We start from the raw sequence: 23,294 nt of genomic DNA, 5'->3' as shown, positions 1-23,294 counted from the left end.
ATAAAGAAAAATCAGTGGGATGAATTCCCACTGATTTTTTAATAGAAAGAAGGCTCTTGTACATGTACAAGAGCCTTCTTTCTATTTCTTAAACTTAAACATATCCCCGCTCAAATTTGAATCACTATACACGAACAATACCATGTTAATGTTGTTGTCTTGAATGTATTGATATACATCTTTTTCGTGATAGTGACGCAGGTCGAGGATAGATGTGTGTTTGAAACTTTGTGCTAAGTGTGGCACGATTGCGTTTGCGAATGAGTCTTTTAGGACTAAGGCGCGTACTTCATTTTGTGCGTTGTTATTTTCGATGACGATTTCTGAATAGTCATCTGTGTAATAACCTGCGTATGATGTTGTATCTTTTTGTTTTTCTACGCCGTATATTTCATCTAAGTTTTGGTGAACGGTACCTTGCACATCTTTTGCGGTTACGCTTGTGAAGTTGAAACCGTCTTTCGGTGTGTAGTAGCACAATTTTTCACCATTTGCATCTATGAGTTGGTATAGTTGGTTGTTGAAGCTTCCAACTAAATGTTTGTTTTGCGCACATGTACGAATATAATCTTCTTTTTTTATTTCTTTTCCTTTATATATAGAAGATTGTTGCCCAATTGTGTTCATTATATATTGGTAGCCTAGGAAGGCACCGTCCATATTCCAATGATGATCTGTTTTGAAATACATGTCCTGTATTTCTTCGTTTGTATAGTTCTGTTTAAAGTGTTCCATCAGTTTTATTGGCTTTACGTCTGCTGGAAGCTTCTTTAGAAAGTAATTTAAATTTTCCTGTGCATATGTATGAATATGAGAAGGTAATTTAAATGATAATGCATTCGTTTTTGACGGTGGTAAAGCAAAGTAAAACTCAACGTTTTGTTCTTTTAAAAACTGCGACAAATCGTTTATAGCAGGCATGGATTGGTCAATTTCATTATATTTTTTTGTCCACGCCGGGTTTTTCAGGAGCCATTTATCATCAGTTAAAATAATGTCGTTAATGAGAGATTTGCCCATATTAATTTGAGCAATTGTATAGTTTTTAATAAGCTCATCTCGTCCGATTAGTTGATCATTTGTGTATGTTTCGACATCTTTAAAGAAGCTACCAGTTAGGAGAGCTTCTTTCGTAAGTGCTGGTTTTTGAGCGAGCGGCCGATTTTCAACTGGTGAAATGTCTCGGTCTGTTTTGAGTAACGATAATATGCCAAATGAAAAGATAATGGTGAGAAAACCGATAAACAGGATGAGGTTCCCCAATTTTTTCATAATAACGTTTCCTTCCTACATCAGTTAAAACCTGAAATAAATAAATGGATTATATGTTGAGTTAATCAAGTACATAACCGAAATCATAAATAATGTTAGTAATAATATAGGACGTACAAATTGCATTGTGAACATATACGTTTTTGGCGCAAGTTCTAGTATGTTTTTCATTCTTTTTAAAATTGGTGTCGCTGCGATAAAGGCAATGAGAAATACGATAATGTATTCATGTACGTATAACATCGTATTGTCATCGATGAAAGATTGGCCGCTTATGCCGAACATCGCTTTTAAATATTGGAACGAGTAAGCGAAATTGTCAGCTCGGAAGAAGACCCAACCGATCATAACGATTAGTAATACGTATGCATGTTGCAGTGGCTTCCATAGTTTGTTTAATATTTTTTCGAATCCAGCTTTTTCAATTGAAATAATAAAGCCGTAATATAAGCCCCAGGCGATAAATGTCCAGCTCGCCCCGTGCCATAAACCAGTTAACCCCCATACGATGAAGAGGTTACGATAATTCGCTAGTTTTGAAACGCGGTTTCCGCCGAGCGGGATATATATGTAATCGCGGAACCAAGAGCCGAGTGTAATATGCCATCTTCTCCAAAACTCTGAAATAGATTTAGAGATGTACGGATAGTTGAAGTTTTTCGGGAAATCAAAGCCGAACATTTTTCCAAGTCCGATTGCCATATCAGAGTACCCTGAGAAATCGAAATAAATTTGCAGGGTATAGGCGATAATACCAATCCATGCCGTTCCAACACTCATTTCAGATGGTGGTAAGGCAAAGATTTTATCAGCGACGAATCCAACTTGGTTAGCGATTAATATCTTTTTTGCTAGTCCGAGAACGAAAATTTGAATACCTTCTGTGAATCGTTCAAAAGAATGGATGCGCGTTTTAATTTGCTCAGCGACGATATTGTAACGAACAATTGGTCCAGCAATAAGCTGAGGGAAAATAGATATATATAGCGCTAAGTTAAGTGGATTTTTTTGAACATCCCCATCTTTACGGTATATATCGATGACATAGGACATCGCTTGGAATGTATAAAATGAAATTCCAATTGGTAGTGGAATAGGTTCCACATGAATAGATAAGTGCAATGCGTTGTTTAAAATGTCTGTGAAAAATGAAATATACTTAAAATAAGAAAGTAATAGTATATTTCCGACTACAGCCATAATTAAAAATGTGACTTTCATATTTTTTCGTTTATCATAATGATGCACGAGTAGGCCGAAGCAGTAGTTTAATACGATGGAAAAGAGCATTAAAAGAACGAAACGTGGTTCGCCCCATGCATAGAAAATTAAACTAAATGCAAGTAATACGAAATTACGTAGCTCGGCACGCACTATAAAATAGAGAAATAATACGAGAGGTAAAAAGATAAACAAGAAAATCGAACTACTAAATACCAAAGGACTCTCCTCACTTTTTCGAAATACATTTCGTAAAAAAACGACATATCTATTATATATTCTTTTTTATAATAGTGCCTTTAATATTTTAGCATGTTAATAATTCGATTAAAATAATTATTCTATATAATAGAAGAAAAGCGGTATGGAATCCTTTTGACACCCACTATCTGGATAAGATAAGATGAATAAGGTGTGATTTGTTTAGAAGGGAAGAGATGGTGTGTTATTTAACTCGTTTGAGTTTATTTTTTTATTTTTACCGATAGCATTTCTTTTATATTTTTTATTAAATAAATTTGGACAAACTACTTTAGCAAAAGCTTGGCTTGTGGCAGCATCTTTATTTTTCTATAGTTATTGGAACATAAAGTATTTGCCGCTTATGTTAGTATCGCTCATTGTGAACTACTTTATCGGAATGAGGCTCGTGAAGCATAAGAGTAAACTTCTTTTAACAGTAGGCTTACTATTTAATATAGGAATGCTTAGTTATTTCAAGTACTATGATTTCTTTTTGCAAAATGTAAATTCGTTATTTGGAACTCATTTTACATTATTATCATTAACGTTACCGCTTGCGATTAGTTTCTATACATTCCAAAAGATTGCGTTTTTAGTAGATACATATCGCGGGGAAACGGAGGCATGTCATTTTCTTGATTACGCTCTGTTTGTAACATTTTTCCCGCAACTTATTGCAGGACCAATTGTACACCATGCGCAAATTATGCCGCAATTTGCGGATCGTAGTAAAAAGCGTTGGCAATCAAATTATATCGTTCTCGGTATTTTTGTATTTGCCATCGGTATTTTCAAGAAAGTAGGGATTGCAGACGTTTTATCTCCTGTCGTACGGGAAGGGTTTGATGTACAGCAGTCGCTAACCTTTGTTGAAGCTTGGCTTTCATCATTAGCGTTTACATTTCAGTTATACTTTGATTTCAGTGGATATAGCGATATGGCAATTGGAATTGCGTTAATGTTCAACATTAAATTGCCTCAAAACTTTAACTCACCTTATAAAGCGGTGAGTATACAAGATTTTTGGCATCGTTGGCATATGACATTAAGCCAGTTTTTAACGAAATATGTGTATATTTCTCTTGGAGGAAATCGAAAAGGTATTACGCGTACATACGTCAATATTATGATTGTCTTCTTAATAAGTGGAATTTGGCATGGGGCTGGTTGGACATTTATTTTCTGGGGATTTCTGCACGGATTAGCTTCGGTCGTTCATCGTTTGTGGAACAAAGCAGGAGGGTGCATGCCGGCCTGGGCGGGATGGCTCGTGACGTTTTTCTTCATTAATATAACGTGGGTATTCTTTAGAGCAACATCGATGCATGATGCGGTGAAAGTGTTAAAAGGAATGTTTGGATTTAATGGATTCGAACTAGCCAATAGCGTATTCCCGGTATTTGTTATTGAGAAGCTACAATTTTTAAAAGGGTACGGTGTTTCATTTACTGAAGCATACCATGTTTCATTATTAAATACGGAAATAGTAGCGTATATTTTCGGAGCATTATGTATTAGTTTCTTCTTAAAAAATTCAATTCAGTTAAAAGACTCATTCCGTCCGACAGTATGGACGGCGTTATTTACTGCAATATTACTTGTGTATAGTGTATTGCATTTAACGAGTATTAGTGAGTTTTTATACTTTAATTTCTAGGTGGAGAATATGAAAAACAAACAGTGGCTTATTTTCGTTTTTGTATGTGTTTTTGTTCCACTTGCAGGTGTTGGAATATTTAATGGCTATGCAGATTCACTTTGGTTATTCTCGCATAAAAATAAGTGGAATAATGTTCAGTTTGGGTTTAATGAGAGACAACAAAAAACGAATTATATAACATATCGTCCGTTTACTTATGATGGCGTTATACTTGGAAGTAGTAGAACAACGTTTATCAATGAGAATGATTTTACTGGATTAAACGCATTTAATTATGCGGTAAGTAGTACAGATCCGCGTGAGTACGATGCGTACATTGAATATGCAAAAGAGAGAAAAGGTAGTGAATTATCTTCTATTGTGATTGGTTTAGATTTCCTTGGAACGAACAAAAATAGAGAAATCGGTTTTGAAAAGCCAGAAGTATATATTAATGAGGCACAAAGCTTACTATATCCAATTAAATCGTATGTGAGTATGGATGGGATTACATATTCCCGAAATACAATTCAAAACTCCATTCATCACAATAAGACTATTGATGTATATAATCGCGATAACATAAAATCGATGCGTGAGTATACGAAAGAAGAGCGTGACACACAAATTGCCGCGCAAGTAGATAAATTTAGTAGAGAGATTTATGGCGGGAATTATGAGTATCAAAATATGAAGGAAATATTAGGAACTGTAAAATCTCATAATCCGAATACAAAGTTTTACATTTTTACAACTCCTGTTTCAGAGCCATTGTTCCGTGCGATGATTCAATCAGGGCGTTGGGAAGATTATAAAAGGTGGCTCCATGATGCTGTCGATGTATTTGGAGAAGTGCATCATTTCATGTATTTAAATTCAGTAACAAAGAACTTAGATAATTATATGGATGGACATCATTTCAGGCCAGAAGTCGGGAAGATAATTGCACATAAAGTTGTAAATGAAGAAGATCGTAATGTGCCGAAAGATTTTGGGATTGTTATTACGAAGGATAATATTGATGAGGTGCTGGAGCAGATTCATGCATCGTTTCAATAGAAAGAAATAGTTTTGTTTCAAAGATCGAATCTTCATGTGATTCGATCTTTTTTAGTAGTCCACAAAAAATTTAATTAAGCGAGAAAAAGCAATGATGACTGGAGTAGAAAGAAGCAGCATCCAAATAGATGCTGCTTCTTTCTATTCTATTTCTAAATCAACAATTAAGTAGGCAAGTATAACGATGAAAAAAATGCTAACAGATGGCGCTGTTAATACGTGACCAGACATAAAGCCAATGCCAAGTGATAGGATGAGTGTACTAGATAATAGCATATATTTTACAGTTATAATTTTCTTAAAGTTTGTGATCATACGGATGAATAGTTTAATACCGAAGTATAGAAGTGGTATTAAGTAAATAAGGAAACCGATAATTCCAAAGGCGAAAAATAGGTCATGGAAGTCCATTTCAATTAATTTAATTTTAACTGTGTAGTTACCAGCGTAACCCATTCCAAAAAGTTTTTGTGAGAGCGGTGCTTCTTTATAGTATTGTTTGTATACTTTTAAGAATTTGTCCCGATCACTATAAATTAAACTCTTCACTTCAGAGTCTGTTAGTTCACCTTTTGCGTGTTTTTTTGCATCCTCTGGATTTTCTTTAATTACTTTTCCTTCTTTTTTATCTTGTTCTTCTTGTACTGATTTTTTGTATTCGTATATTTGCATGTGGATTCCCATATTTTTTGCGATAGGAGTATGCGGTGTAAGAACAATTAAACCTCCTAGTACAACTGCTGCAACGATGGTGTTTACAAGATATGTGAATCCTTTTTTTTCTTTTTTACGGTTTATTATATATTCAATGAACGAGAAGAAAAGTGCTACGCCTAATGTTAGCACAATTGCACCATATCCAACTTTTGTTCCGACCATAATACTTGCATACATCGCAAGGATTGTTGGAATCCAGTAATATATTTTCGAGAAAGAAGTTGTTTTATAAATCGAATATAAGACAACGATTGGGAACATAATCGCGAAGAGAGCACTTAAATCATTTCCAGCAAAGAACCAACCTCTCGAGCCAATTTTTGAGTGAGGATAGCTTGGGAAATCAGTGCCAGTTTGCATTGCGATAATCATTGTGATGCTTAAAATTAAAGTTGCATATAAGAAATATGTAATGATTTTATGAAACACATATTCTTTATTTTTTAGCTCTTTAAAGACGATAATATATCCAAACAGTAGCACAATTGGATATATGCTCTTTAAAATAAATTTAACTTCTTCTCCAAATGAAACTGGAGATTTAACCATCATATTATTTACAAGACCGATTGCCAGTGCAATGCCGAGTAAACATAAATAGAGAATGTACTTTTTCGCGTCTTGTTGTTTATGATGAAGAAGTAGATAACCTAATGCAAGAAGCATAAAGGCGAAACGGACTACGATTCCGACTGTTGCGCTCATGTGTAATATATAGATTGAAAAAGACGTTAATAAATCTAAAATTGGTTGAAACACGATGAATAGCAGTAGGAAATGCGGGAAGTAGTTATCCGTCTGTTTTAACTTAGTAACCATATGTTCCTCCATTTCTTCATTCCTTTATTTCAGCACCCCTCTATATAATAGGAAGGGGAATGAATTTCTATATTTAATTTTTATATCAGACTTAAGAATACACCATTTCATTGTAATGGTAAATAGATGAAGAGCCGGGATAAACCGACTTTAATTTCTATATTTTTCAACGAAATTGTATGTTTTATGCAAGGTGATATACAAATTACGAGATTATTAGACAGAAAATTAAGAAAAAAGAAGGGTTTTTCACATCCTTTCTATAATTATATAAGTATAATCTTTGTGTAGAAAAGAGGGGTATATATAATGGAAGTAACAAGTAAAACAGAATCTGTCATTGTGAAATATGAAGGGCACGTTGCAACGGTTATGGTCAATCGCCCAGAGGTGTTAAATGCATTAGATGAGCCAACGTTAAAAGAGTTATTACAAAAACTGAAAGAAGTAGCGGAGAGTTCTGCACACATTGTTGTGTTATGCGGGAACGGCCGTGGTTTTTCTGCGGGTGGAGATATTAAATCGATGCTTTCAAGTAATGATGAAAGCAAGTTTGATGGTATTATGAATACTATCTCTGAGGTCGTTGTGACTTTATATACGATGCCAAAGCTCGTTATTAGTGCGATTCATGGACCAACTGCTGGTCTTGGATTAAGTATTGCGCTAACAGCTGACTATGTGATGGCAGATATTTCATCCATTATTGCGATGAACTTTATTGGAATCGCTTTAATTCCAGATGGCGGCGGCCATTTCTTCCTTCAAAAGCGCGTTGGTGAAAATATGACGAAGCAAATTATTTGGGAAGGAAAGAAATTATCAGCGAGCGAAGCGCTTGATATCGGCTTAATTGATGAAGTAATTGGCGAGGATTTCCAAACAGCTGTGAAGCAAAAGATTAGTGAATGGTCACAAAAACCGATTAAAGCGATGATTCAAACGAAACAAATTTTATGTGAAGTAAATCGCTCCAATTTAGAACAAACATTGCAGCTTGAAAAACGCGGTCAATATGCGATGAGACAAACTGCGGATCATAAAGAAGGTATTGCTGCATTTTTAGAAAAACGTTTGCCGGCATTTAAAGGAGAATAAAGTGTAGTAATAGTTTTACTAACGGTTAATTTAAGGTAAAGGGGAGAAAGTGCTAACACATTTTAGTATAATTGTGTTAGCACTTTTTTTAGGAGTAATATATGAAGAAAATTATTGGTGTTATCTTTATTATTTTACTTACATATTATGCTTTGCATAGTACACCATCTCTTGCGGTACAAACTGCACTATTCTTTGAAGGGCATCCAATTGTTGCTTTCTCAGGTGAAGTGGAGAAAGAACGGGATGTGAAAAAAGAGGCGATTCCTGATGAGTACCAAACCTTATATGGCGATAAGAAAGAAGAACCAGAGCATTATTTCTTTCCGGCAGTAAGGGCACACGGATCAGGAATTGATATGTTAAGTGCTTGTGTGAAAAAAGAGTGGTTATTTTATAAGGCAGAGCTCGGCTGCTATTAAACATAGGAGGGTGGATGATGTCAGTATATAACAAGTTAGTAAGAGATCGTGTTCCAGAGAAGATTTTAATGTCTGGAAAAACATATACAGCACAAAAATTAACAGGACAAGCATACATACAAGCTTTGGCGAAAATTGGGACAGAAGAAATTCGTGAATTTGCTTCTATGAAAGAGCGTGAACATGCGCTTGATTCTCTTGCGGATGCACTGGAAGTAATCATCTCATTAGCGCGTGCAGAAGGTGCGACAATTGAAGATGTAGAACGTCTTCGTAAGCAAAAAGAAATAGAGCGCGGTGGGTTTGAAAGAGGTATTTACTTGTTGGATGTTTCAGAAGAATAGATTTGTAGGAAAAGCATAGCGTTACTCATTAACGCTATGCTTTTTTGTTGCAATTAAGCTAATAATGAAGAAGATAGCTGTTAATACCCAGCCAGTTGTAATAGAAGTAGTAGTATGAACTGCATAAGAAAATTGTAAACAAAGTAATGATGCTAGAAACCAAATGAGTGCAATGTGTACATATTTTTTTGATATATTCATATTGTATAACTCCTTTTATATACTAAAATGAATTTTACTATAATTTAGAAAATTAAGCTATATGAGTAGAGGATTTATAGTAAATTCGGTATACTAAATAATAGGAAAAATGAGGAGGAAATGACAATGGCACATCATACGAAAGAAACGATGGAATTGATTAAGGAGCTTGTCTCTATTCCAAGTCCGTCTGGAAATACAGAGAAAATCATTCGTTTTATTGAAAACTATGTAAGTGAGTGGAATGTAGAAACGAAGCGTAACAATAAAGGCGCTCTTATTTTAACGGTAAAAGGGAAAAATGATGCACAGCACCGTTTATTAACAGCACACGTTGATACGTTAGGTGCGATGGTAAAAGAAATTAAGCCAGATGGTCGTCTGAGTCTTTCTATGATTGGCGGATTTCGCTGGAACTCTGTAGAAGGGGAATATTGTGAAATTGAAACATCAAGTGGTAAGACGTATACAGGAACGATTTTAATGCATCAAACGTCTGTACATGTATATAAAGATGCAGGTGAGGCGAAACGCGATGAGAAAAATATTGAGGTTCGCATTGATGAGCGCGTATTTTCAGCTGATGAAGTACGTGAATTAGGAATTGAAGTAGGAGACTTCGTTTCATTTGATCCGCGCGTTCAAATTACAGAGAGTGGATACATAAAATCACGTCATTTAGATGACAAAGTAAGTGTTGCGATTCTATTAAAATTAATTAAGCGATTACAAGATGAAAACGTAACATTACCATATACAACTCATTTCTTAATTTCTAACAATGAAGAGATTGGATACGGTGGTAACTCTAACATTCCAGAAGAAACGGTTGAATATTTAGCGGTTGATATGGGAGCGCTAGGTGATGGACAAGCATCTGACGAGTATACAGTATCTATTTGTGCAAAAGACTCTAGTGGTCCGTATCATTATGCACTACGTAAACATTTAGTAGAGCTTGCGAAAACGAACAATATTGAATATAAAGTAGATATTTATCCGTACTATGGATCGGATGCATCAGCTGCAATTCGCGCTGGATTTGATGTGAAACATGCATTAATTGGAGCAGGTATTGATTCTTCTCATGCATTTGAGCGTACACATGAAAGTTCGATTGCTCATACAGAAGCACTTGTTTATGCATATGTATTATCAGAGATGATTGCAGAATAAGAAAAGAAATAGGCTACCTCTAGTAGCCTATTTTTTGTGTGCAGAGAAATCGACTTTATTTAACAAAGAGTAAATTAATTGTAATTTATTTTACAATATTAAGAAATTAGGTTTACTACATAATTCGAGTATTATAAAATAATAGAGGCGCACTAATTTTTTTTGTTCGAATTTGCAGAGATTTATATATTAAGATTACGCGTTATTAAAAGATGATTGTCGAGAGGAGTATTATTTTTTATGAAGTATCGTGCAGTCGCGGCAGGTATTTTAGCCGCAAGTTTATTATCGTCTCCAGTAAGTAGTTTCGCAGCAGCGAAGAAGTTTTCGGATGTTCCTTCATGGGCGCAACAATCAGTTGATTATTTAGTAGGAAAAAAGGCGCTTGATGGAAAGCCAGATGGAACGTTTTCTCCATCTGAAGCAGTAGATAGAGGGTCAGCTGCAAAAATTTTAGCAGTCGTTCTTGGTTTACCAATTGATCCAAAAGCAAAGCCATCTTTTAAAGATGCACAAAACCATTGGGCAGCTCCGTACATTGCTGCAGTGGAAAAAGCAGGTGTAATTAGTGGAGATGGTACTGGTAAATTTAATCCATCAAGCCAAATTAACCGTGCATCTATGGCATCTATGTTAGTACAAGCATACTCATTAGATAAGAAAATTATTGGAGAACTTCCAACACAGTTTAAAGATTTGGAACCTCATTGGGGTAAGAAACAAGCTAATATTTTAGTAGCTTTAGAGATTTCTAAAGGTACGGGAAATGGCTGGGAGCCTGAAGGAACTGTAACTCGTGCAGAAGCAGCTCAGTTTATTGCGATGGCTGATCAAAATAAAACAGATACATCAAAAAGAATGTATATGAACAGAAACTTTATTACATATCATCAACCATCATTATCATCTGGTATTACTGATGTTCAGCATAAGCCACAAATGGTTGTAGTGAAAGAACAAAGAGCAGACGGCTGGTTAAAAATTGTAACAAGTAAAGGTGAGAAGTGGACACCTCTAACAGAAAAAACAGAAACGATTAATGAAGGATTTACTACTTATGAAACAGCTTCACATAGTTCTAAAGTGCTAGGTACATATAATGCACAAACAGTAACGGTTATGGAAGAGAGTGGAAGCTGGATTCGTATCCGCGTAGGCGCTGGTTTCCAATGGGTTGATAAAAATCAATTAAACCCAGTAAAACAAGAGAACTTCTTAGAAGGCAAAGCAATTATTATTGATCCAGGTCACGGTGGAATTGACTCGGGTAATGTTGGTTATTACGAGAAAGAAAGTCAAATCGTATTAGATACATCTTTACGATTACAAAAACTATTTGAGAAAAAGACACCATTTACTGTTAAGTTAACACGTACGAACGATACACGCCCAGGAGTAGATGCTAGTGATTCTTTAAGAAAAAGAGTAGAATTTGCTAATGAAAATAAGGGTGATATTTTCGTAAGTATTCACGGTAACGGTTCGGATGAAAAAAATGGACACGGTACAGAAACATTCTATTATGCAGCAGCACCGACAAGATCAACGAATCCACATACGGAAGACAGTCGCTTATTAGCAGAAAAAATTCAAAAACGCCTTGTAGCAGCTCTTGGAACAAAAGATCGTGGTGTGAAAAAGGATAATTGGTACGTAGTAAAATATAATACAATGCCAGCTGTATTAGCAGAATTAGCATTTGTAGATAATAAGGATGATGCAAATAAACTCGCTACACCAGCACAGAAGCAAAGTGCAGCAGAAGCGATTTATCAAGGTATTTTAGATTATTACGAAGCAAAGGGTAATAACGTATCTTCTTTCCGTTAATACATTAAAAGAGATTGTCAATAGGCAGTCTCTTTTATTTATTAACGTTTCTCTTTATTTCAGGCATGTGATATCATTTAATTTTACATAAGAAAGTATTGTAATTATAACGATATAGAGGATGATCATAGATTGAATAATCATAGGAAAACACCTGCATGTATATATACGTATGCATTTCGTGAGGAGGAGCGTGCTTTATGTTACTTGGAAATGCGCTCGTTCTTTGGAATGGAGTCCCACGTTAATATTTTGAAAAGTGATGTCAAAATTGACCCGAGTAGAAGTCCTTTTATGAAAGAGCGCGTTGAGGTTATGTATGAAGGAGACGACTTAGAAAGTATTTTGGAACAAGTAGAACAAATTGATTTGGCGGGGGCGACGTTCAAAGTTATCTTCGTTAAAATTAATGACCTTGTTGGAGAGAATAAAATTGAATATGGAGAAAGACGTCTGATAGAGCGAGACCTCGGCATGCATATTGAAGGAGAAGCGGATGTTCGTAATCCAGAGCGTGTATTCGGGATTGTTCCTCTTGGAGGACGCTGGTACTTCGGGCACTATGTAGAAAGTGAACCAGTTTGGTATCACCACATAAAAAAACCGCATAGCTATTCGACATCTCTTAGTACACGCGTTGCGAGATCGGTTGCAAATATTGCGGTGCCAAATCCAGAGGGAGTACGAGCAATTGACCCATGCTGCGGTATTGGAACAGTAGTCGTAGAAGCACTTTCTATGGGGATTAACATCGTTGGTAGAGATATAAATCCACTTGTAGTTCTTGGAACGAGAAAGAACATAGCACATTTCGGATTTGAAGGAACAGTAACCAAAGGCCCAATCGAGGAGATTACTGAGAACTACGACGTTGCAATTATCGATATGCCGTATGATTTATTTACTCACGCAACACCAGAAGATCAACTCTCCATTCTTTCAAGCGCGCGCCGCATCGCAAAAAAAGTAGTCGTTGTCACGATGGAAACAATGGATGACATGATCCATGAAGCAGGATTTGAAATTACAGATCGCTGCACTACAAAAAAAGGAACATTTTCTAGACAAATTCTTGTTTGTGAATAAGGAAGAAAGGTCACCCGTTTGGGTGACCTTTTTTATGGTGGTTTGATGTGTGATTGGTTGGTGGAATGGAGGAGTGATTTGGCGAAATTTGTCGGTAAGTCGATATTCCATGTCGAATCGCCGATATATTGTGTGAAATCGCTGATATATTCCGAGAATCGTCGATATCGTTACATTAGTATATTACTGTTCTTTTAATTTCTCTTGTTGTGCAAGTAGTAAATTGCGCAAGATGTGTCCGCGGTAACTTTCTAGTTTGCGTCCTTCATGATAACGCACGCCTAATTTTTTTAGTTCAGCTACGTACCAGCCTTTTGTTCCATAGTACATTGGATCACTTCCTTTTTGCTTTTGAACAGTATATGTTGGGGGTGGAAGTAACTTTCCATTGAAAATAATAAGACCGGTTGTATCAAGGTGTTCCATAAAATAGCTTCTGGATCGTGTATAAAAAAATAGACAGTAGTGTATGCTTTTTTAAACAATGTATACAAATTTATACCCTATGCGTTGGCATGATATTTGCAATAAAAAGAGTATCAACATATAGGGGAGAGATGGAAATGAAGGTTAGTAAAGTGTATACGACAATTGATGCTCACGTAGCTGGGGAACCACTTCGAATTATTACAGGAGGCGTGCCAGAAATAAAGGGAGAAACGCAGCTAGAAAGACGTGCATATTGCATGGAACATTTGGATCATCTTCGCGAAGTTCTTATGTATGAACCGAGAGGACATCACGGTATGTACGGTTGTATTATTACTCCGCCTGCGAGTGCTCACGCTGATTTTGGTGTGTTATTTATGCACAATGAAGGATGGAGTACGATGTGTGGACACGGCATTATTGCTGTTATTACAGTAGGAATTGAAACTGGTATGTTTGAAACAAAACAAAAGTTTATTATTGATAGCCCTGCTGGGGAAGTCATTGCGTACGCAACATATAGGGGGAGTGAAGTAGATTCCGTATCATTTGAAAATGTTCCTTCATTTGTATACAAAAAAGACGTTCCTATTCAAATAGATAACTATGAGTTTCAAGTAGATATCGCATTTGGCGGAGCTTTTTACGCTGTTGTGGATAGTAAAGAATTTGGTTTGAAAGTTGATTTTAAAGACTTAGCTGCTATTCAAACGTGGGGCGGTAAAATTAAGCGCTACATTGAGAGTCAGATGGAAGTGAAGCACCCACTTGAAGAAGGGTTAAAAGGAATATACGGCGTTATTTTCTCAGATGAACCGAAAGGGGAAGGCGCAACGTTACGAAATGTAACGATTTTTGCTGACGGGCAAGTAGATCGTTCTCCTTGTGGGACAGGAACTTCCGCGAGAATCGCAACCCTTTTTGAAAAAGGTATTTTACAAAAGGGAGAAATATTCATCCACGAATGCATTACTGACGGGAAATTTGAGGGGGAAGTATTGTCGGTAACAGCGGTACATACATATGAAGCTGTCGTTCCGAAAGTAACGGGGAATGCATTTATTATAGGATTTCATCAGTTCGTTGTAGACCCGAGAGATGATTTGAATCGGGGATTTTTGTTAGGATAGAAGAAGGAGGTGGAAAGATATGTTAGTCCTAAGCGCGAACGAACAACGAAATTTAGTAAATATGAACGAAGTCATTGAATACGCGGCGCTTGCTTTACAAGAGTTTTCCGCAGAAAGAACGATCACACCAATACGTACTTCATTACCATTTGCGAATGAGAAAAATACGGCATTAATTATGCCTTCCGTAGCGGAAGGACTTGAAGCACTTGGTTTAAAGGTAGTAACAGTAGTCCCCGAGAACAAAAAGATTGGAAAGAAAACGATAAACGGGATTGTGATGCTATCCGACTTTCAAACAGGAGAACCGCTCGCGATTTTAGAAGGATCGTACTTAACGATGATTCGAACAGGAGCCTTATCAGGAGTAGCGACAAAATATTTAGCTCGTCATAACGCAAAAACTTTATGTATTATCGGGACAGGCGAACAAGCGAAAGGGATTGCCGAAGCAGTATTTGCGGTTAGAGATATTGAAAAAGTTATGTTATACAATCGAACAGAAGAAAAAGCGTATGCATTTGCGCAATATATACAAGAGAAATTTAATAAACCTGCTTATGTTCATGCCACTGCAAATGAAGCAGTAAGCGAAGCAGACATCATCGTCACAACTACGAACGCATCCACACCAGTCTTCTCAGAAAAACTACAAAAAGGCGTCCACGTAAACGCCGTCGGCTCATTTAGGCCGAACATGCAAGAACTACCATCTCACGCCATCGCTAATGCAAACAAAGTAGTAGTCGAATCAAAAGAAGCAGCACTAGAAGAAACGGGTGACCTTCAAGTTCCAGTGCGAGAAGGTTTATTTAAAGCTAGCGACATCCATGCTGAACTTGGACAAATTATAAGCGGGGAAAAAGCAGGTAGGGAGAACGATGAAGAGATTACTGTTTTTAAATCGGTTGGTTTGGCAGTAGTGGATATTATCGTTGCGAAGTATTTGTATGAGAGAGCGGTGGAGCAGGGAGTGGGGAATAGGATTGAGTTTTGAGAGGCTGCCTTTTGGTGGTCTTTTTTGCTTGGGTTGAGGGGTAATAAATAAGGGGAGAGGAATTCTCCCCTTATTTATTATGCATGCAATGTGAATTCATATTTCTTATTTATTTTGTTTGCAATGGTTTCTAAAAAATCTTGTACGGTCATTTTCTCTATTTCTCTCGTATACCATGCTAGTTTTGCGCCCTTATCGTGCCCATCGTAGCCTACTTCTAAGGGCATAAAGGCTTCATTGCAATATGTATAATCGAATTTAATATAAAGTTCTTTTCCTTCAGGACATGCTAGTTTTACTGCATATATAGGGTTTTTATTTTCTGTGTTTAGTTTGATTTTTAATATTTTTGATTGCATGCATTATCACTCCATTTTATTTTTCCTTTATATAATGATATTATAATTTATTTTTGATAGATATGTAAAAACTTTCTAGTTTTACGAAAAAGTTTGACTTTATATACGGGTAGTGGTAATTTAAAACTTATAAGAAAACTCGGGATTAATTCCGAGTTTTCTTATGGGTATAACTAGTTTGAGGGGGCCGAAAGATGAAACGGAAATTATTTGCATTACCATTTGTCCTAATACTACTTATTGCATTAGCGGCTTGTTCTGGAGGAAAAGATTCTTCGAAGCAAGCAGGCACTAGTAAATCAGGGACTCCGAAAGATGGAGGAACGTTAACGATTGGTGTTAGCGATAACCCAGAGACGATGAATCCGCTTTATGCGAATGATCGTGTGTCGTTAACGGTGCAGCAAGCTTTATATGCACCGCTGTATCATATGGAAGACGGTAAGAAAAAGTTTGTTCTTGCTGAGAGCTTTACGCCTTCAGAGGATCAATTAACATGGACGTTAAAACTAAAAGATAATTTGAAATGGCATGATGGTAAGAAGATTACATCAGACGATATTGCATTTACATTCCAATCTATTTTAGATGAGAAGCAAAATAGCTCAAGTCGTGAAAACTTTGTTTTTAAAGGAAAACCGCTTGAGGTGAAAAAGGTAGATGAGTTAACAACTCAATTCGTTTTACCACAAGTAAGTGCATCTTTTGAAGGTGTGATGAATGATTTCTTCCCAATTCCGAAACATGTATTTGAAGGGGAAGCAGATTTAGCGAAGAGTAAGAAAAACTTACAACCTGTCGGATCAGGTCCATTTAAGTTTAAAGAGTATAAATCAGATGAGTACGTTGCATTAGATCGATTCGATGATTATGTAGGTGGTAAAGCTAAATTAGATTCTATCGTATATCGCGTTGTAAAAGACCGTAATACAGCAAATGTTTCACTACAAAATGGTCAAATCAACATGAAGATGATTGAGCCACAAGACTTTAAGAAATTAGATAGCACTGGGAACTTCTCAATGGTGACATTCCCAGAAGGTAGATTATTCTACTTATCTTATAACATGAATACAGATCTGATGAAGAAAAAAGAAGTGCGCCAAGCAATTGCGCATGCATTAGATAAGAAAGAAATGATTAACTCAGCATTCGTTTCTAGTCAATTTGCAGAACCGGCAAATTCAATTTTAACGCCAGACGCTATGTATTATGCAAAAGACATTAAAGATTATAAGTATGATAAAAAAGAAGCGAAAGATTTATTAGCGAAAGCTGGCGTGAAAGATAAAGAAAAAGTACGCGTTATGTATGTAACGAATAATAAAATTATGGAAAGCTTAGCACTTTATACACAGCAAAAATTACAAGAAGTTGGCTTAGAAGTTGAACTGAATGCATTAGATGCTAGTGCAGCAAGTGACAAAAGCTTAGATAAAGAGAATAAAGAATTCGATATTACATTCGGTGGTTACATAATGGGACCTGAGCCAGATTCATATAAGAGCTTATTCTTAAGTAATGCTGAATACAACTATGCACGTTATAAAAACGCTGATTTCGATAAGTTATGGGAAGAAGCTGCAGTTGAAACAGATAAAACAAAACGCGCAGAACTATATCATAAAATTCAAGAGACAGCTAGAGAAGACTTACCTTATCTACCAATCGCATATCCGAAAGCAGTTATTGCAGTAGATAAAAAGTTTGATGGATTAAAAGAAGCAAAAGCAATTCCTGTCACAATGTTTGAAGATGTATCTAAGATTTATGAAGTGAAATAAGAAACAAACAGTAAAGAAGCTGGTGAAAATCAGCTTCTTTAGCTTGAGGGGGGAAGTTTGTGTATAAAGTAATTGCGAAGAGGCTTTTAAATGCAATTCCGCTTTTATTTGTTATTTCTATTATCTCTTTTTTATTAATAAAACTAGCACCGGGCGATCCTGTTCGAAACTTTGTCACGCCGAATATGAGCCCAATTGATGTTGAGCGTATTCGTAAAAGTTTAGGGCTCGATCAACCAATTTATATGCAGTATATTTTATGGCTGAAAAATATTTTAACAGGGAACTTTGGTTACTCACTGCAAAATCACCGTCCTGTTTTAGATCTTATTGTAGAAAGGTTACCTGCGACAATCGGCTTAATGGGATCGTCTTTACTCGTCTCATTTGTAATTGCAATCCCGCTTGGACTACTTACAGGTGTGAAAAAGAATTCTATCTTTGATCGCATTGTAAACTTTATTTCTTATGTGGGAATCTCAATGCCAGTCTTTTGGTTCGCTTTACTATTAATCTATTTATTCTCTTTAAAGTTGAACCTTCTTCCAAGTATGGGTATGCGTACAGTCGGTCAAGATTCCTTCTTGGATATTGTGCAGCACGGTATTTTACCTTGTATGGTGCTTGCGTTCCAAAACGTTTCTGTTTATATGAGATATATTCGTTCCAGTACAATTCAACAATTAGAAGAAGACTATGTACAAATTCAATATGCGTACGGTGCTTCGAAGAAAACAGTTTTATTTAACCACGTACTTCGAAATGTATTAATACCAATCATTACAATTTTCGGATTATCTATTCCAAGTTTAGTGGGCGGAGCGTTTATTACGGAAACAGTATTTTCATGGCCAGGTCTTGGCTCACTTGGGGTAAATGCTATTTTTAGATTTGATTATCCAATTATTATGGCAATTACATTACTATCATCCTTCATGTTAATTCTCGGTAACTTAATTGCTGATATTTTATATGGCGTAGTAGATCCGCGCATTCGAATGAGGGGGTGATTTGGAATGAATAATAGGAGATTTCAAACGATAAAAAGTAGTTTTACGAAAAATAAGTTTGTACTAATGGGAGTTATTATACTGGCGGTTTTAACGATTGCATCGATATTCGCATTTGTATCACCGTATGATCCTAGTAAAATGTCGATTCCAGATCGCTTACAAGAACCAAGTGTGAGTCATCCTTTCGGAACGGATGATTACGGAAGAGATTACTTAACTAGGGCGTTATATGGTGGACGCGTTTCACTTGCGGTTGGTTTCCTTGCAATGGTTGTATCTGTTACAATCGGTACCGCAGTTGGAACAATTAGCGGATATTTTGGCGGAAAGTTAGACAACTTCTTAATGCGAGTTGTTGAAGTGCTCATGTCAATTCCATCATTCTTCTTAATGTTACTATTAAATGCTTATTTAAAACCAGGAATTACAACGTTAGTTCTTATTATCGGATTACTAACATGGATGGACACCGCTCGTATCGTAAGGGCAGAGACTTTATCTGTAAAAGAGCGTGAGTACGTTTTATATGCAAAGGTGTCAGGACAAAAATCACTCACGATTATTGTAAGACATATCATTCCTAACATTTTATCAACCATTATTATCGCCGCGACATTAACGATTGCGACATCAATTTTAATGGAATCATCACTTAGCTTCTTAGGTTTAGGTATTAGAGAACCAGATTCTTCTTGGGGCAGTATGCTAAACAATGCGCAAGGATATATCGGTGAAGCTTGGTATTTAACACTCTTCCCAGGATTCCTTATTCTTTTAACAGTCCTAAGTTTTAACGTAATTGGTGAAGCGTTGAAGAAAGCTTTCGCACCAAAAGGAGCTGGAAATGAAAACTAAAGTGTTACGTGAAAGGAGTGAGAAGCGTGTCTGAAAAACTACTAGAAGTGAAAAATTTAAAGACTTCTTTTTTCATAGAAAGTGGAGAAGTGGAAGCTGTTCGCGGCGTTACATTTCGTTTAAATAAAGGAGAAGTAGTTGGTATCGTTGGGGAATCTGGAAGCGGAAAGAGTGTAATGGCGAAGTCCGTGATGTCTCTCGTTGCGTCACCAGGGAAAGTGAAAGAAGGGGAGATTCTTTTTCATAATGAAAACATCCTTTCTAAATCTGAAAGAGAATTACGTTCTATTAGAGGAAATCAAATTTCACTTATCTCGCAAGATCCAATGTCTGCGCTAAATCCAGTTGTGAAAATTGGGAAGCAAATGACGGAAGTAATTATACGGCATCAAAAAGTAAAAAAGAAAGAAGCAGAGCAGATTGCGGTTAACTTGCTAAAACAAGTCGGTCTTTCGTCGCCAGAAGAAAGGGTAAAACAATATCCGCACGAACTAAGCGGTGGTATGAAGCAGCGGGTTATGATTGCGATGGCAATGTCTTGTAATCCAGATCTTCTCATTGCGGATGAACCGACGACAGCGCTTGATGTAACGATACAAGCACAAATACTAGATTTAATGAAAAACTTAAAAAATGAAACGAATATGGCGTTACTTCTTATTACACATGACTTAGGAATAGTCGCGCAAAACTGTACACGCGTTATCGTTATGTATGGCGGTCTTATTATGGAAGAGGGACCTGTACTTGATATTTTCCAATCGCCGAATCATCCATATACGAAGGGGCTATTAAACTCTTTACCGAAAATATCGAACGGTGTAAAAGAAAGGCTCGCACCAATTCAAGGTGTAACGCCAAACTTATTACACCCGCCACAAGGTTGCCCATTCGCAGAGCGTTGTCCGCATGCGATGGACATTTGTGAAAAAGAACGTCCACCGTATTTTGAAATCGGAGACGGAAGGCGTTCCATGTGCTGGTTAAATGATAGGGCGGTAGGTGATTCCCATGCATGAAGAAAATTTAATTGAAGTTCGGAACTTAAAAAAGTATTTTCCTATTAAAAAAGGACTATTCGGCAGAAAAACAGAGCAATTAAAAGCAGTCGATGACTTAAGTTTCACAATTAAAAAAGGTGAAACATTCGGATTAGTAGGAGAATCGGGCTGCGGAAAATCAACGACAGGAAGAAGTATCATTCGCTTGCATGATGTCACTTCAGGTAACGTTTTATTTGACGGAAAAGACATCGCAAGTTTAAAGGAAAGTGAACTAAAAGAATATCGAAAAAGAATGCAAATCATTTTCCAAGATCCATACGCATCATTAAACCCGGCAATGAATGTATTCCAAATTATTAGCGAACCGATGAACATTCACGGTTCTTACGAAAAAGAAGAACAAAAAGAAATCATTTTAGACCTTCTGAAAAAGGTAGGATTAAAAGAAGAACACTTATATCGCTACCCGCACGAATTTAGCGGGGGCCAGCGCCAGCGCATTAGTATCGCGCGCGCACTATCTGTAAAACCAGACTTTATCCTATGTGACGAACCAATCTCAGCACTCGATGTCTCAGTCCAAGCACAAGTCGTAAACATGCTGCAAGACATACAAGAAGAAACAGGCGTCACATACTTATTCATCGCGCATGACCTATCTATGGTAAGACACATATCAGACCGAATCGGAGTCATGTACTTAGGAAACATAGTAGAAATTGCCGATAGCGAAGACCTATACACAAAACCGGCACATCCATATACACAAGCACTACTCTCATCCATGCCAGAACCTGATCCAACAAAAACAGGGAAAGATCGGATCATTCTAGAGGGAGAAGTACCAAGTCCACTCAACTCACCATCCGGCTGCAAATTTAGAACGCGCTGCAAATTCGCCACTGAAAAATGCGCACAGGAAGTACCGAAGATGGTCGAGATTGCGAAGGGGCATGAGGTGGCTTGTCATTTGTTTTAGGGGGAGAGCACTAGGAAATCTAGTGCTTTTTTCTGTATATAGATGATAGTAATGACTATTCTTTTTGATTATCTGTAAGTATGATATAGTCTGTTTAAAGATTCTTCTGCTTTAATGAGTTTTGTTTGTAATAGTAATAGAAAGGGATTTTTAGTTATACGAATTGTTTTGTATTTGCTGAACTTCTTTTTTATGTTACAAATAAATTCCTCATGTATAAGAGAGAAATGTACTACTTATTATTTTGAAACTATTGCTTAAAGCCTTTCTTTGTTAATGAACCTTCTATTCTACTTTCCTTTCACTACATTCACTCCTAGTCCATTGGTAAACAAATAAAAAACTCAAGTTATAATAACTTGAGTTTTTTATTTGTTTATAATAGCATTATTCATCATTTTTAAATCTAGGTTTACTAAAAAATAATGCTGATGCAAAAAATATTGAGGTACATACAATTCCTAACATAGCTTTACCAAGCACCGTGAATATTATTGCTGATAGGGCAGCTAAAAAGAAAAATAGTTTCATCAATGTTTTCATCCCTCCCTAAATTACAAAATATTCAATTAATAAAAGTTGTTATGAATCACATTCATCGAGACAACCAAGGACTGTATTTACTCCCACAATACCGGCAGAGTTTACACATGCATAGCAAGCCGTTCCTGCTGTTGCTGGTACACCAGCGGTACATGAAACTCCACAAGCCGCAAGTAATCCAGCAATTACTAGCATATTTACACCTTTAGACGCTACACAACTTTGAGTACATTTCCATCTTTTTGTCCATCCATATTGAACGGCCTTATCAGTTTTTGGTGCAAGTTCTGTAGTAAGCATATCTGTTCCTTTTTCATCAGCGGATGAATCATTAATAACAATAGTTAAATCTAACTCGGCAGAACTTGCTAGTTTATTATCGATCCACATCTTAGTAGTAGCTAGATTATCTTTGTTTCTATTAGACTTTAATTCATAAGTATTTTTTAATTCAACCTTATCAGTAAAAACGATATTAAAGAGTTTAAGTGAATTCACAACTCCTTGATCATCTGTAGTAACAGATGAATCAAAAACAGAATACTCTACACCAAATGGTGTCTTAATTCCTCTTACTAAAAGTTTATCTACATCAATTTCTGTACTACCAACTGGTTTTACAGTTCCTGATGAAATTAATTCTTTAGCTTTCTCTAGTAATTGACCTTTTGTAACATCATCTACTGTAACTTCATTTTCTTTCACTACTTTAGTAGTTTTGAAGAACTCTTTAGTAGCTAAAATAGACTCATCGATTGACAACTGATCATCATTAGCTTTAGCGTACGAAGAATTCATTGGAAAGGAAGCTAAAAGTATCATAGAAAAAATTAATAAATAAGATAGTAGCTTCTTCATACATAAAACCCCTTTTATTACAATTTTTTAGTGTATTGGAACAACCACCCTAATAAAAGGGTAACATAGATAGTACACCATGTGAAATAATGTCCGCCCAAAAAGCAGAGCAAAAAACCTATAAATCCCTACATGACAGCCATAGAAAAAATTTTAAAACCTACTAAAATACTATTAAATAACAATAAAAATTAGTTCATATGTTTTTGTTAAAAG

General features: G+C 36.2%; 23 protein-coding genes. 15 read left to right on the top strand and 8 right to left on the bottom strand.

The window, feature by feature from the left end; genetic code table 11:
• Positions 1-81 precede the first annotated feature (81 nt).
• Together patB1 and ACTFNE_RS21670 are read right to left on the bottom strand one after the other, a co-directional pair.
• Positions 82-1,272, bottom strand: a complete 1,191-nt coding sequence (gene patB1, locus ACTFNE_RS21675) for a secondary cell wall polysaccharide O-acetyltransferase PatB1 (protein ID WP_270705321.1) — start codon at positions 1,270-1,272, stop codon at positions 82-84.
• Positions 1,273-1,296: 24 nt separating this feature from the next.
• Positions 1,297-2,712 carry an MBOAT family O-acyltransferase gene (locus ACTFNE_RS21670; RefSeq protein WP_046198809.1) on the bottom strand — a complete coding sequence of 472 codons (1,416 nt, stop codon included), beginning with the start codon at positions 2,710-2,712 and terminating at the stop codon, positions 1,297-1,299.
• Between the two features lie 223 nt (positions 2,713-2,935).
• Here ACTFNE_RS21670 and ACTFNE_RS21665 point away from each other — a divergent pair, with 223 nt between their 5' ends.
• Complete coding sequence (locus tag ACTFNE_RS21665) at positions 2,936-4,393, top strand: MBOAT family O-acyltransferase (RefSeq protein ID WP_270705320.1); 1,458 nt, start codon at positions 2,936-2,938, stop codon at positions 4,391-4,393.
• A gap of 9 nt (positions 4,394-4,402) precedes the next feature.
• Complete coding sequence (locus ACTFNE_RS21660; protein ID WP_000792077.1) at positions 4,403-5,434, top strand: hypothetical protein; 1,032 nt, start codon at positions 4,403-4,405, stop codon at positions 5,432-5,434.
• 141 nt (positions 5,435-5,575) lie between these two features.
• Here ACTFNE_RS21660 and ACTFNE_RS21655 read toward each other — a convergent pair whose 3' ends face one another.
• The gene (locus tag ACTFNE_RS21655) at positions 5,576-6,970 is read right to left on the bottom strand and encodes an O-antigen ligase family protein (protein ID WP_270705360.1); all 1,395 of its coding nucleotides are present in this window, start codon (positions 6,968-6,970) and stop codon (positions 5,576-5,578) included.
• 309 nt (positions 6,971-7,279) lie between these two features.
• Between ACTFNE_RS21655 and ACTFNE_RS21650 the strand changes: the two genes are divergently transcribed.
• From ACTFNE_RS21650 to ACTFNE_RS21640, 3 genes are all read left to right on the top strand, one after another.
• Complete coding sequence (locus ACTFNE_RS21650) at positions 7,280-8,068, top strand: enoyl-CoA hydratase (RefSeq protein WP_000454170.1); 789 nt, start codon at positions 7,280-7,282, stop codon at positions 8,066-8,068.
• Positions 8,069-8,169: 101 nt separating this feature from the next.
• Positions 8,170-8,490, top strand: coding sequence for a hypothetical protein (locus tag ACTFNE_RS21645; protein ID WP_270705318.1), 321 nt, complete (start codon positions 8,170-8,172; stop codon positions 8,488-8,490).
• A gap of 17 nt (positions 8,491-8,507) precedes the next feature.
• On the top strand, positions 8,508-8,834 hold the full coding sequence (locus tag ACTFNE_RS21640) for a nucleoside triphosphate pyrophosphohydrolase (protein WP_000118158.1): 327 nt from the start codon (positions 8,508-8,510) through the stop codon (positions 8,832-8,834).
• Positions 8,835-8,855: 21 nt separating this feature from the next.
• On the opposite strand, the gene ACTFNE_RS21635 is transcribed toward ACTFNE_RS21640, so the two are convergent.
• A complete protein-coding gene (locus ACTFNE_RS21635) occupies positions 8,856-9,035 on the bottom strand; it encodes a hypothetical protein (protein WP_001027091.1) in 180 nt (59 codons plus the stop codon).
• A gap of 126 nt (positions 9,036-9,161) precedes the next feature.
• Between ACTFNE_RS21635 and ACTFNE_RS21630 the strand changes: the two genes are divergently transcribed.
• The 3 genes from ACTFNE_RS21630 to ACTFNE_RS21620 all read left to right on the top strand — a co-directional run bounded on the left by ACTFNE_RS21630 (position 9,162) and on the right by ACTFNE_RS21620 (position 13,127).
• Positions 9,162-10,211: a M42 family metallopeptidase gene (locus ACTFNE_RS21630; RefSeq protein ID WP_000930097.1), complete on the top strand. Its 1,050-nt coding sequence runs from the start codon at positions 9,162-9,164 to the stop codon at positions 10,209-10,211.
• A 240-nt stretch (positions 10,212-10,451) separates the two neighbouring features.
• The gene (locus ACTFNE_RS21625) at positions 10,452-12,041 is read left to right on the top strand and encodes an N-acetylmuramoyl-L-alanine amidase (protein ID WP_270705317.1); all 1,590 of its coding nucleotides are present in this window, start codon (positions 10,452-10,454) and stop codon (positions 12,039-12,041) included.
• Positions 12,042-12,173: 132 nt separating this feature from the next.
• Positions 12,174-13,127, top strand: a complete 954-nt coding sequence (locus ACTFNE_RS21620; protein WP_046198803.1) for a TRM11 family SAM-dependent methyltransferase — start codon at positions 12,174-12,176, stop codon at positions 13,125-13,127.
• A gap of 183 nt (positions 13,128-13,310) precedes the next feature.
• Here ACTFNE_RS21620 and ACTFNE_RS21615 read toward each other — a convergent pair whose 3' ends face one another.
• Positions 13,311-13,553 (bottom strand): YflJ family protein, encoded by a 243-nt coding sequence (locus ACTFNE_RS21615; RefSeq protein ID WP_046198802.1) that lies wholly within the window; start codon positions 13,551-13,553, stop codon positions 13,311-13,313.
• A gap of 89 nt (positions 13,554-13,642) precedes the next feature.
• Here ACTFNE_RS21615 and ACTFNE_RS21610 point away from each other — a divergent pair, with 89 nt between their 5' ends.
• Both ACTFNE_RS21610 and ACTFNE_RS21605 read left to right on the top strand, forming a co-directional pair.
• Entirely contained in the window at positions 13,643-14,686 is a 1,044-nt protein-coding gene (locus ACTFNE_RS21610) for a proline racemase family protein (RefSeq protein WP_333563689.1), read from the top strand.
• 19 nt (positions 14,687-14,705) lie between these two features.
• A complete protein-coding gene (locus ACTFNE_RS21605) occupies positions 14,706-15,683 on the top strand; it encodes an ornithine cyclodeaminase family protein (RefSeq protein WP_270705315.1) in 978 nt (325 codons plus the stop codon).
• Positions 15,684-15,760: 77 nt separating this feature from the next.
• Here the strand turns inward: ACTFNE_RS21605 and ACTFNE_RS21600 are convergent, their stop codons facing one another.
• Positions 15,761-16,042, bottom strand: coding sequence for a hypothetical protein (locus ACTFNE_RS21600; protein WP_046198800.1), 282 nt, complete (start codon positions 16,040-16,042; stop codon positions 15,761-15,763).
• Between the two features lie 194 nt (positions 16,043-16,236).
• Between ACTFNE_RS21600 and ACTFNE_RS21595 the strand changes: the two genes are divergently transcribed.
• From ACTFNE_RS21595 to ACTFNE_RS21575, 5 genes are read left to right on the top strand one after another with little or no spacing between them, the layout of a single operon-like run.
• Entirely contained in the window at positions 16,237-17,826 is a 1,590-nt protein-coding gene (locus ACTFNE_RS21595) for an ABC transporter substrate-binding protein (RefSeq protein ID WP_000823586.1), read from the top strand.
• 59 nt (positions 17,827-17,885) lie between these two features.
• Complete coding sequence (locus tag ACTFNE_RS21590) at positions 17,886-18,836, top strand: ABC transporter permease (protein ID WP_046198798.1); 951 nt, start codon at positions 17,886-17,888, stop codon at positions 18,834-18,836.
• A 6-nt stretch (positions 18,837-18,842) separates the two neighbouring features.
• A complete protein-coding gene (locus tag ACTFNE_RS21585) occupies positions 18,843-19,694 on the top strand; it encodes an ABC transporter permease (RefSeq protein WP_214328632.1) in 852 nt (283 codons plus the stop codon).
• 26 nt (positions 19,695-19,720) lie between these two features.
• Entirely contained in the window at positions 19,721-20,713 is a 993-nt protein-coding gene (locus tag ACTFNE_RS21580) for an ABC transporter ATP-binding protein (protein ID WP_270705314.1), read from the top strand.
• Positions 20,706-21,677: an ABC transporter ATP-binding protein gene (locus tag ACTFNE_RS21575; RefSeq protein ID WP_000544125.1), complete on the top strand. Its 972-nt coding sequence runs from the start codon at positions 20,706-20,708 to the stop codon at positions 21,675-21,677. The genes ACTFNE_RS21580 and ACTFNE_RS21575 overlap by 8 nt, the downstream gene beginning before the upstream one ends.
• Positions 21,678-22,064: 387 nt before the next feature.
• On the opposite strand, the gene ACTFNE_RS21570 is transcribed toward ACTFNE_RS21575, so the two are convergent.
• Positions 22,065-22,220 (bottom strand): hypothetical protein, encoded by a 156-nt coding sequence (locus ACTFNE_RS21570; protein WP_002035825.1) that lies wholly within the window; start codon positions 22,218-22,220, stop codon positions 22,065-22,067.
• 39 nt (positions 22,221-22,259) lie between these two features.
• Positions 22,260-23,018 carry a hypothetical protein gene (locus ACTFNE_RS21565; protein WP_439998328.1) on the bottom strand — a complete coding sequence of 253 codons (759 nt, stop codon included), beginning with the start codon at positions 23,016-23,018 and terminating at the stop codon, positions 22,260-22,262.
• Positions 23,019-23,294: the final 276 nt, after the last annotated feature.

It is taken from the genome of Bacillus cereus group sp. MYBKT111-2, from assembly GCF_051915205.1.
Taxonomy (GTDB): domain Bacteria; phylum Bacillota; class Bacilli; order Bacillales; family Bacillaceae_G; genus Bacillus_A; species Bacillus_A paranthracis.
This window is presented reverse-complemented; position numbering and strand designations above follow the sequence as displayed.